Annotated in this window: 4 tRNA genes and 6 rRNA genes; all 10 read right to left on the bottom strand. The window is 52.4% G+C overall.

Going from position 1 to position 11,685, the window contains the following annotated elements:
* Positions 1 to 115: 115 nt before the first annotated feature.
* A 5S ribosomal RNA gene (rrf, locus tag ACS5PK_RS22415) occupies positions 116 to 228 on the bottom strand.
* Between the two features lie 167 nt (positions 229 to 395).
* A 23S ribosomal RNA gene (locus ACS5PK_RS22410) occupies positions 396 to 3,273 on the bottom strand.
* Between the two features lie 335 nt (positions 3,274 to 3,608).
* Positions 3,609 to 3,684 (bottom strand) — tRNA-Ala (locus ACS5PK_RS22405).
* A 22-nt stretch (positions 3,685 to 3,706) separates the two neighbouring features.
* A tRNA-Ile gene (locus tag ACS5PK_RS22400) sits at positions 3,707 to 3,783 on the bottom strand.
* Between the two features lie 188 nt (positions 3,784 to 3,971).
* Positions 3,972 to 5,500: ribosomal RNA gene (locus ACS5PK_RS22395) — 16S ribosomal RNA — on the bottom strand.
* A gap of 445 nt (positions 5,501 to 5,945) precedes the next feature.
* A 5S ribosomal RNA gene (rrf, locus tag ACS5PK_RS22390) occupies positions 5,946 to 6,058 on the bottom strand.
* Between the two features lie 167 nt (positions 6,059 to 6,225).
* Positions 6,226 to 9,103 (bottom strand): 23S ribosomal RNA (locus ACS5PK_RS22385).
* Positions 9,104 to 9,438: 335 nt separating this feature from the next.
* A tRNA-Ala gene (locus ACS5PK_RS22380) sits at positions 9,439 to 9,514 on the bottom strand.
* A 22-nt stretch (positions 9,515 to 9,536) separates the two neighbouring features.
* Positions 9,537 to 9,613: transfer RNA gene (locus tag ACS5PK_RS22375), tRNA-Ile, on the bottom strand.
* Between the two features lie 188 nt (positions 9,614 to 9,801).
* Positions 9,802 to 11,330 (bottom strand): 16S ribosomal RNA (locus tag ACS5PK_RS22370).
* Together the 16S, 23S and 5S rRNA genes with 4 tRNA genes alongside form the textbook arrangement of a ribosomal RNA operon.
* Between the last annotated feature and the right edge of the window lie 355 nt (positions 11,331 to 11,685).

Genomic DNA, 11,685 nt, shown 5'->3' with positions numbered 1-11,685 from the left:
CGAAATACGAAATACGAAGTGCGGCCGGCTGCCCGCGGATATTGGATCCTTAAGATGGGATCCTCAAAAGCAAAACCCCCGGTCCTTGCGGAACCGGGGGTTTGGCGGGATATTAGCCTGACGATGACCTACTTTCACACGGGAATCCGCACTATCATCGGCGCTGACTCGTTTCACTGTCCTGTTCGGGATGGGAAGGAGTGGGACCAAGTCGCTATGGTCATCAGGCTTGAACTGTGTGGCTGTTGCTGCTGTGAGCAACGAGCCCAATTTGTAGAGTTGCAGGAGCGCGGGGCTTCTGCGTGAATCAGCGATTGTATTTGATTGCGTCTTCAGACTTCTGAAGAACGACGTCACTTGAATACCGTCCACTTTGACTGTGAAGTCAAAGTTATAGGGTCAAGCCTCACGAGCAATTAGTACTGGTTAGCTTAATGCATTACTGCACTTCCACACCCAGCCTATCAACGTCCTGGTCTCGAACGACTCTTCAGGGGGCTCAAGGCCCCGGCAAGACTCATCTTGAGACGAGTTTCCCGCTTAGATGCTTTCAGCGGTTATCTCTTCCGCACATAGCTACCCGGCGATGCCACTGGCGTGACAACCGGTACACCAGAGGTGCGTCCACTCCGGTCCTCTCGTACTAGGAGCAGGCTCTCTCAATCTTGCAGCGCCCACGGAAGATAGGGACCAAACTGTCTCACGACGTTTTAAACCCAGCTCACGTACCTCTTTAAATGGCGAACAGCCATACCCTTGGGACCGGCTACAGCCCCAGGATGAGATGAGCCGACATCGAGGTGCCAAACACCGCCGTCGATATGAACTCTTGGGCGGTATCAGCCTGTTATCCCCAGAGTACCTTTTATCCGTTGAGCGATGGCCCTTCCATACAGAACCACCGGATCACTTAGTCCTACTTTCGTACCTGCTCGACTTGTCAGTCTCGCAGTCAAGCACGCTTATGCCTATGCACTATCAGCACGATTTCCGACCGTGCCTAGCGTACCTTCGAACTCCTCCGTTACGATTTGGGAGGAGACCGCCCCAGTCAAACTGCCCACCATACACTGTCCCCAACCCGGATCACGGGCCAAGGTTAGAACCTCAAACACACCAGGGTGGTATTTCAACGTCGGCTCCACCTGATCTAGCGACCAGGTTTCAAAGCCTCCCACCTATCCTACACAGATCTGTTCAAAGTCCAATGTAAAGCTACAGTAAAGGTTCATGGGGTCTTTCCGTCTTTCCGCGGGGAGATTGCATCATCACAAACATTTCAACTTCGCTGAGTCTCTGGAGGAGACAGTGTGGCCATCATTACTCCATTCGTGCAGGTCGGAACTTACCCGACAAGGAATTTCGCTACCTTAGGACCGTTATAGTTACGGCCGCCGTTTACTGGGACTTCAGTCAAGAGCTTGCACCCCATCATTTAATCTTCCAGCACCGGGCAGGAGTCACACCCTATACGTCGACTTTCGTCTTTGCAGAGTGCTGTGTTTTTAATAAACAGTTGCAGCCACCGATTCTCTGCGGCCTCATTGGGCTTCGTTTGTACAACTTCACCTACTAAAGGCACACCTTCTTCCGAAGTTACGGTGTCAATTTGCCGAGTTCCTTCTCCAGAGTTCTCTCAAGCGCCTTAGAATACTCATCTCGCGCACCAGTGTCGGTTTGCGGTACGGTCGTCAATAGCTGAAGCTTAGTGGCTTTTCCTGGAAGCAGGGTATCACTCACTTCGTCTGCAAGCAGACTCGTTATCACACCTCAGCTAAGCCCTCCGGATTTGCCTAGAGAGCACGCCTACATGCTTGAACCGGGACTTCCAACACCCGGCTGAGCTAACCTTCTCCGTCCCCACATCGCACTATTGATCGGTACAGGAATATTGACCTGTTTCCCATCAGCTACGCATCTCTGCCTCGCCTTAGGGGCCGACTCACCCTACGCCGATGAACGTTGCGTAGGAAACCTTGCGCTTACGGCGAGGGGGCTTTTCACCCCCTTTAACGCTACTCATGTCAGCATTCGCACTTCTGATACCTCCAGCATCCCTCACGAGACACCTTCACAGGCTTACAGAACGCTCTCCTACCACGCACAGTAAACTGTGCATCCGCAGCTTCGGTAACTGGCTTAGCCCCGTTACATCTTCCGCGCAGGACGACTCGATCAGTGAGCTATTACGCTTTCTTTAAATGATGGCTGCTTCTAAGCCAACATCCTGACTGTTTTAGCCTTCCCACTTCGTTTCCCACTTAGCCAATTTTAGGGACCTTAGCTGGCGGTCTGGGTTGTTTCCCTCTTGAGTCCGGACGTTAGCACCCGGTGCTCTGTCTCCCAAGCTGTACTCATCGGTATTCGGAGTTTGCCAAGGTTTGGTAAGTCGCCATGACCCCCTAGCCTAAACAGTGCTCTACCCCCGATGGTAATACTTGAGGCACTACCTAAATAGTTTTCGGAGAGAACCAGCTATTTCCAAGTTTGTTTAGCCTTTCACCCCTATCCACAGCTCATCCGCTAGTTTTGCAACACTAGTCGGTTCGGACCTCCAGCACCTGTTACGGTACCTTCATCCTGGCCATGGATAGATCACTTGGTTTCGGGTCTACACCCAGCGACTGAACGCCCTATTCGGACTCGATTTCTCTACGGCTTCCCTATTCGGTTAACCTTGCCACTGAATGTAAGTCGCTGACCCATTATACAAAAGGTACGCAGTCACCCTTTCGGGCTCCTACTTTTTGTATGCATGCGGTTTCAGGATCTATTTCACTCCCCTCCCGGGGTTCTTTTCGCCTTTCCCTCACGGTACTTGTTCACTATCGGTCGATTACGAGTATTTAGCCTTGGAGGATGGTCCCCCCATGTTCAGACAGGATTTCACGTGTCCCGCCCTACTCTATTCGTGCCTAGTTCCACAATCGACATTTTTCATACGGGGCTATCACCCGCTATGGCCGGACTTTCCATTCCGTTCTGATATGCCAACTGCTAAAACACGAGGGCTACTCCGATTTCGCTCGCCACTACTTTCGGAATCTCGGTTGATGTCTTTTCCTCGAGCTACTGAGATGTTTCAGTTCACCCGGTTCGCCACAATGACCTATGTATTCAGTCAGAGTTACCTCTTGCGAGGTGGGTTTCCCCATTCGGAAATCTCCGGATCAAAGCTTATTTGCCAGCTCCCCGAAGCTTATCGCAGGCTATCACGTCCTTCATCGCCTGTAATCGCCAAGGCATCCACCACATGCACTTAGTCACTTGACCCTATAACTTTGACATCTTTCAATGTCGTCAAGGACTGCTTCACATCGTCTTGTATTCACGATGGAAGTTTTTGAGTATTCGCGTTTCGCCGTTCTTCATACTCTCTGATTGCTCAGAGTTGAAGTTCGTTGACGCAATCAAATGTCGCTGATGGCACGGTGCAAATCCCCCTTTACGAAGACTTGCTTTCCATCAGCAACGCTGATTCGACTCTACAAATTGTTAAAGAACAACAGCCGACTATTTAAAGCCAAGACTGGCAAACCACAACATCGATCCCGATGCTCTGGTTTGCCAACCTTTGAGTGTTTCCTCATCTTCCGCTGAACATGAGATGGTGGAGGATGACGGGATCGAACCGACGACCCCCTGCTTGCAAAGCAGGTGCTCTCCCAGCTGAGCTAATCCCCCATACAGATCACTCTGTAATCCGTGGTGGGTCTGGCTGGATTCGAACCAGCGACCCCCGCCTTATCAAGACGGTGCTCTAACCGACTGAGCTACAGACCCACGATTCTTTCAAACCGTCAGCCTGCCTCACGCGCTGCACCTGACAAGGCCAGCTCGGCAGGCTCACGTGTTAACACTCTAGCGTTGTGTACTCTACAGCCGATAAGTGTGGGCGCTTGAAACGCTCTGCATTGGATCTCGCTGCTCGATCGCTGCATGCAGCAACCAAGTGCTCGACCATTCTCTAGAAAGGAGGTGATCCAGCCGCACCTTCCGATACGGCTACCTTGTTACGACTTCACCCCAGTCACGAACCCTGCCGTGGTAATCGCCCTCCTTGCGGTTAGGCTAACTACTTCTGGCAGAACCCGCTCCCATGGTGTGACGGGCGGTGTGTACAAGACCCGGGAACGTATTCACCGCGGCAAGCTGATCCGCGATTACTAGCGATTCCGACTTCACGCAGTCGAGTTGCAGACTGCGATCCGGACTACGACCGGGTTTCTGGGATTAGCTCCCCCTCGCGGGTTGGCAGCCCTCTGTCCCGGCCATTGTATGACGTGTGTAGCCCTACCCATAAGGGCCATGATGACCTGACGTCATCCCCACCTTCCTCCGGTTTGTCACCGGCAGTCTCATTAGAGTGCCCTTTCGTAGCAACTAATGACAAGGGTTGCGCTCGTTGCGGGACTTAACCCAACATCTCACGACACGAGCTGACGACGGCCATGCAGCACCTGTGTCCAGGTTCTCTTTCGAGCACTCCCACATCTCTGCAGGATTCCTGGCATGTCAAGGGTAGGTAAGGTTTTTCGCGTTGCATCGAATTAAACCACATCATCCACCGCTTGTGCGGGTCCCCGTCAATTCCTTTGAGTTTCAACCTTGCGGCCGTACTCCCCAGGCGGTCAACTTCACGCGTTAGCTACGTTACTGAGAAGAAACCCTCCCAACAACCAGTTGACATCGTTTAGGGCGTGGACTACCAGGGTATCTAATCCTGTTTGCTCCCCACGCTTTCGTGCATGAGCGTCAGTACAGGTCCAGGGGATTGCCTTCGCCATCGGTGTTCCTCCACATATCTACGCATTTCACTGCTACACGTGGAATTCCATCCCCCTCTACCGTACTCTAGCCGTGCAGTCACAAGTGCAGTTCCCAGGTTAAGCCCGGGGATTTCACACCTGTCTTGCACAACCGCCTGCGCACGCTTTACGCCCAGTAATTCCGATTAACGCTTGCACCCTACGTATTACCGCGGCTGCTGGCACGTAGTTAGCCGGTGCTTATTCTTCAGGTACCGTCATGAGCCCTCTTTATTAGAAAGAGCCTTTTCTTCCCTGACAAAAGCGGTTTACAACCCGAAGGCCTTCTTCCCGCACGCGGCATGGCTGGATCAGACTTGCGTCCATTGTCCAAAATTCCCCACTGCTGCCTCCCGTAGGAGTCTGGGCCGTGTCTCAGTCCCAGTGTGGCTGGTCGTCCTCTCAGACCAGCTACAGATCGTCGGCTTGGTGAGCCTTTACCTCACCAACTACCTAATCTGATATCGGCCGCTCCAATCGCGCGAGGCCTTACGGTCCCCCGCTTTCACCCTCAGGTCGTATGCGGTATTAGCTGCTCTTTCGAGCAGTTATCCCCCACGACTGGGCACGTTCCGATACATTACTCACCCGTTCGCCACTCGTCAGCACCTTGCGGCCTGTTACCGTTCGACTTGCATGTGTAAGGCATGCCGCCAGCGTTCAATCTGAGCCAGGATCAAACTCTACAGTTCGATCTTGAATTTACTCAACGGAATCGAACAAAGACTATTTGCATAGCTTCATTCTCTATCCGTGAGCGTTTAAAGTCCAAAGGACTTGGCAACCGTCTCCGGCTACCAGCACTTCGCTTCAAACGCCCACGCTTATCGGCTGTGAATTCTTAAAGAACATCCGCTGAACTCGCCACATTCTGCGCTTGCGCATCCTGCTGCTTCGTTCGCGTCGCTGACTTGTCATCAGCAGAGAAGCGAGATTATGAACGATTTTTTCATCATCGTCAACACCTATTGCGAAGAAAGTTCTGAGGAACTTCCCACATCGCAAGCGGGATCGCTTCGGTCTGGGCCCTGGCTTTCACCAGGCTGCACCAGCACATGCAAGCACTGCAACCAATGCTTGTATCTGCTTGCACAGATAGAAACGCCCGGTCACACGACCGGGCGTCTCGGGATATTAGCCTGACGATGACCTACTTTCACACGGGAATCCGCACTATCATCGGCGCTGACTCGTTTCACTGTCCTGTTCGGGATGGGAAGGAGTGGGACCAAGTCGCTATGGTCATCAGGCTTGAACTGTGTGGCTGTTGCTGCTGTGAGCAACGAGCCCAATTTGTAGAGTTGCAGGAGCGCGGGGCTTCTGCGTGAATCAGCGATTGTATTTGATTGCGTCTTCAGACTTCTGAAGAACGACGTCACTTGAATACCGTCCACTTTGACTGTGAAGTCAAAGTTATAGGGTCAAGCCTCACGAGCAATTAGTACTGGTTAGCTTAATGCATTACTGCACTTCCACACCCAGCCTATCAACGTCCTGGTCTCGAACGACTCTTCAGGGGGCTCAAGGCCCCGGCAAGACTCATCTTGAGACGAGTTTCCCGCTTAGATGCTTTCAGCGGTTATCTCTTCCGCACATAGCTACCCGGCGATGCCACTGGCGTGACAACCGGTACACCAGAGGTGCGTCCACTCCGGTCCTCTCGTACTAGGAGCAGGCTCTCTCAATCTTGCAGCGCCCACGGAAGATAGGGACCAAACTGTCTCACGACGTTTTAAACCCAGCTCACGTACCTCTTTAAATGGCGAACAGCCATACCCTTGGGACCGGCTACAGCCCCAGGATGAGATGAGCCGACATCGAGGTGCCAAACACCGCCGTCGATATGAACTCTTGGGCGGTATCAGCCTGTTATCCCCAGAGTACCTTTTATCCGTTGAGCGATGGCCCTTCCATACAGAACCACCGGATCACTTAGTCCTACTTTCGTACCTGCTCGACTTGTCAGTCTCGCAGTCAAGCACGCTTATGCCTATGCACTATCAGCACGATTTCCGACCGTGCCTAGCGTACCTTCGAACTCCTCCGTTACGATTTGGGAGGAGACCGCCCCAGTCAAACTGCCCACCATACACTGTCCCCAACCCGGATCACGGGCCAAGGTTAGAACCTCAAACACACCAGGGTGGTATTTCAACGTCGGCTCCACCTGATCTAGCGACCAGGTTTCAAAGCCTCCCACCTATCCTACACAGATCTGTTCAAAGTCCAATGTAAAGCTACAGTAAAGGTTCATGGGGTCTTTCCGTCTTTCCGCGGGGAGATTGCATCATCACAAACATTTCAACTTCGCTGAGTCTCTGGAGGAGACAGTGTGGCCATCATTACTCCATTCGTGCAGGTCGGAACTTACCCGACAAGGAATTTCGCTACCTTAGGACCGTTATAGTTACGGCCGCCGTTTACTGGGACTTCAGTCAAGAGCTTGCACCCCATCATTTAATCTTCCAGCACCGGGCAGGAGTCACACCCTATACGTCGACTTTCGTCTTTGCAGAGTGCTGTGTTTTTAATAAACAGTTGCAGCCACCGATTCTCTGCGGCCTCATTGGGCTTCGTTTGTACAACTTCACCTACTAAAGGCACACCTTCTTCCGAAGTTACGGTGTCAATTTGCCGAGTTCCTTCTCCAGAGTTCTCTCAAGCGCCTTAGAATACTCATCTCGCGCACCAGTGTCGGTTTGCGGTACGGTCGTCAATAGCTGAAGCTTAGTGGCTTTTCCTGGAAGCAGGGTATCACTCACTTCGTCTGCAAGCAGACTCGTTATCACACCTCAGCTAAGCCCTCCGGATTTGCCTAGAGAGCACGCCTACATGCTTGAACCGGGACTTCCAACACCCGGCTGAGCTAACCTTCTCCGTCCCCACATCGCACTATTGATCGGTACAGGAATATTGACCTGTTTCCCATCAGCTACGCATCTCTGCCTCGCCTTAGGGGCCGACTCACCCTACGCCGATGAACGTTGCGTAGGAAACCTTGCGCTTACGGCGAGGGGGCTTTTCACCCCCTTTAACGCTACTCATGTCAGCATTCGCACTTCTGATACCTCCAGCATCCCTCACGAGACACCTTCACAGGCTTACAGAACGCTCTCCTACCACGCACAGTAAACTGTGCATCCGCAGCTTCGGTAACTGGCTTAGCCCCGTTACATCTTCCGCGCAGGACGACTCGATCAGTGAGCTATTACGCTTTCTTTAAATGATGGCTGCTTCTAAGCCAACATCCTGACTGTTTTAGCCTTCCCACTTCGTTTCCCACTTAGCCAATTTTAGGGACCTTAGCTGGCGGTCTGGGTTGTTTCCCTCTTGAGTCCGGACGTTAGCACCCGGTGCTCTGTCTCCCAAGCTGTACTCATCGGTATTCGGAGTTTGCCAAGGTTTGGTAAGTCGCCATGACCCCCTAGCCTAAACAGTGCTCTACCCCCGATGGTAATACTTGAGGCACTACCTAAATAGTTTTCGGAGAGAACCAGCTATTTCCAAGTTTGTTTAGCCTTTCACCCCTATCCACAGCTCATCCGCTAGTTTTGCAACACTAGTCGGTTCGGACCTCCAGCACCTGTTACGGTACCTTCATCCTGGCCATGGATAGATCACTTGGTTTCGGGTCTACACCCAGCGACTGAACGCCCTATTCGGACTCGATTTCTCTACGGCTTCCCTATTCGGTTAACCTTGCCACTGAATGTAAGTCGCTGACCCATTATACAAAAGGTACGCAGTCACCCTTTCGGGCTCCTACTTTTTGTATGCATGCGGTTTCAGGATCTATTTCACTCCCCTCCCGGGGTTCTTTTCGCCTTTCCCTCACGGTACTTGTTCACTATCGGTCGATTACGAGTATTTAGCCTTGGAGGATGGTCCCCCCATGTTCAGACAGGATTTCACGTGTCCCGCCCTACTCTATTCGTGCCTAGTTCCACAATCGACATTTTTCATACGGGGCTATCACCCGCTATGGCCGGACTTTCCATTCCGTTCTGATATGCCAACTGCTAAAACACGAGGGCTACTCCGATTTCGCTCGCCACTACTTTCGGAATCTCGGTTGATGTCTTTTCCTCGAGCTACTGAGATGTTTCAGTTCACCCGGTTCGCCACAATGACCTATGTATTCAGTCAGAGTTACCTCTTGCGAGGTGGGTTTCCCCATTCGGAAATCTCCGGATCAAAGCTTATTTGCCAGCTCCCCGAAGCTTATCGCAGGCTATCACGTCCTTCATCGCCTGTAATCGCCAAGGCATCCACCACATGCACTTAGTCACTTGACCCTATAACTTTGACATCTTTCAATGTCGTCAAGGACTGCTTCACATCGTCTTGTATTCACGATGGAAGTTTTTGAGTATTCGCGTTTCGCCGTTCTTCATACTCTCTGATTGCTCAGAGTTGAAGTTCGTTGACGCAATCAAATGTCGCTGATGGCACGGTGCAAATCCCCCTTTACGAAGACTTGCTTTCCATCAGCAACGCTGATTCGACTCTACAAATTGTTAAAGAACAACAGCCGACTATTTAAAGCCAAGACTGGCAAACCACAACATCGATCCCGATGCTCTGGTTTGCCAACCTTTGAGTGTTTCCTCATCTTCCGCTGAACATGAGATGGTGGAGGATGACGGGATCGAACCGACGACCCCCTGCTTGCAAAGCAGGTGCTCTCCCAGCTGAGCTAATCCCCCATACAGATCACTCTGTAATCCGTGGTGGGTCTGGCTGGATTCGAACCAGCGACCCCCGCCTTATCAAGACGGTGCTCTAACCGACTGAGCTACAGACCCACGATTCTTTCAAACCGTCAGCCTGCCTCACGCGCTGCACCTGACAAGGCCAGCTCGGCAGGCTCACGTGTTAACACTCTAGCGTTGTGTACTCTACAGCCGATAAGTGTGGGCGCTTGAAACGCTCTGCATTGGATCTCGCTGCTCGATCGCTGCATGCAGCAACCAAGTGCTCGACCATTCTCTAGAAAGGAGGTGATCCAGCCGCACCTTCCGATACGGCTACCTTGTTACGACTTCACCCCAGTCACGAACCCTGCCGTGGTAATCGCCCTCCTTGCGGTTAGGCTAACTACTTCTGGCAGAACCCGCTCCCATGGTGTGACGGGCGGTGTGTACAAGACCCGGGAACGTATTCACCGCGGCAAGCTGATCCGCGATTACTAGCGATTCCGACTTCACGCAGTCGAGTTGCAGACTGCGATCCGGACTACGACCGGGTTTCTGGGATTAGCTCCCCCTCGCGGGTTGGCAGCCCTCTGTCCCGGCCATTGTATGACGTGTGTAGCCCTACCCATAAGGGCCATGATGACCTGACGTCATCCCCACCTTCCTCCGGTTTGTCACCGGCAGTCTCATTAGAGTGCCCTTTCGTAGCAACTAATGACAAGGGTTGCGCTCGTTGCGGGACTTAACCCAACATCTCACGACACGAGCTGACGACGGCCATGCAGCACCTGTGTCCAGGTTCTCTTTCGAGCACTCCCACATCTCTGCAGGATTCCTGGCATGTCAAGGGTAGGTAAGGTTTTTCGCGTTGCATCGAATTAAACCACATCATCCACCGCTTGTGCGGGTCCCCGTCAATTCCTTTGAGTTTCAACCTTGCGGCCGTACTCCCCAGGCGGTCAACTTCACGCGTTAGCTACGTTACTGAGAAGAAACCCTCCCAACAACCAGTTGACATCGTTTAGGGCGTGGACTACCAGGGTATCTAATCCTGTTTGCTCCCCACGCTTTCGTGCATGAGCGTCAGTACAGGTCCAGGGGATTGCCTTCGCCATCGGTGTTCCTCCACATATCTACGCATTTCACTGCTACACGTGGAATTCCATCCCCCTCTACCGTACTCTAGCCGTGCAGTCACAAGTGCAGTTCCCAGGTTAAGCCCGGGGATTTCACACCTGTCTTGCACAACCGCCTGCGCACGCTTTACGCCCAGTAATTCCGATTAACGCTTGCACCCTACGTATTACCGCGGCTGCTGGCACGTAGTTAGCCGGTGCTTATTCTTCAGGTACCGTCATGAGCCCTCTTTATTAGAAAGAGCCTTTTCTTCCCTGACAAAAGCGGTTTACAACCCGAAGGCCTTCTTCCCGCACGCGGCATGGCTGGATCAGACTTGCGTCCATTGTCCAAAATTCCCCACTGCTGCCTCCCGTAGGAGTCTGGGCCGTGTCTCAGTCCCAGTGTGGCTGGTCGTCCTCTCAGACCAGCTACAGATCGTCGGCTTGGTGAGCCTTTACCTCACCAACTACCTAATCTGATATCGGCCGCTCCAATCGCGCGAGGCCTTACGGTCCCCCGCTTTCACCCTCAGGTCGTATGCGGTATTAGCTGCTCTTTCGAGCAGTTATCCCCCACGACTGGGCACGTTCCGATACATTACTCACCCGTTCGCCACTCGTCAGCACCTTGCGGCCTGTTACCGTTCGACTTGCATGTGTAAGGCATGCCGCCAGCGTTCAATCTGAGCCAGGATCAAACTCTACAGTTCGATCTTGAATTTACTCAACGGAATCGAACAAAGACTATTTGCATAGCTTCATTCTCTATCCGTGAGCGTTTAAAGTCCAAAGGACTTGGCAACCGTCTCCGGCTACCAGCACTTCGCTTCAAACGCCCACGCTTATCGGCTGTGAATTCTTAAAGAACATCCGCTGAACTCGCCACATTCTGCGCTTGCGCATCTTGCTGCTTCGTTCGCGTCGCTGACTTGTCATCAGCAGAGAAGCGAGATTATGACTGAATTTCTTTCGTATCGTCAAGCGTTTTTTGAAATTTGTTTTTCAACAGCTTTCAACGCCTGGCGAAACATTCAGATCTCGCCGCGCATCAGGATCGAAACCCTT

It is taken from the genome of Roseateles sp. DB2 (assembly GCF_051857535.1).
Lineage (GTDB): Bacteria > Pseudomonadota > Gammaproteobacteria > Burkholderiales > Burkholderiaceae_C > Roseateles_B.
This window is presented reverse-complemented; position numbering and strand designations above follow the sequence as displayed.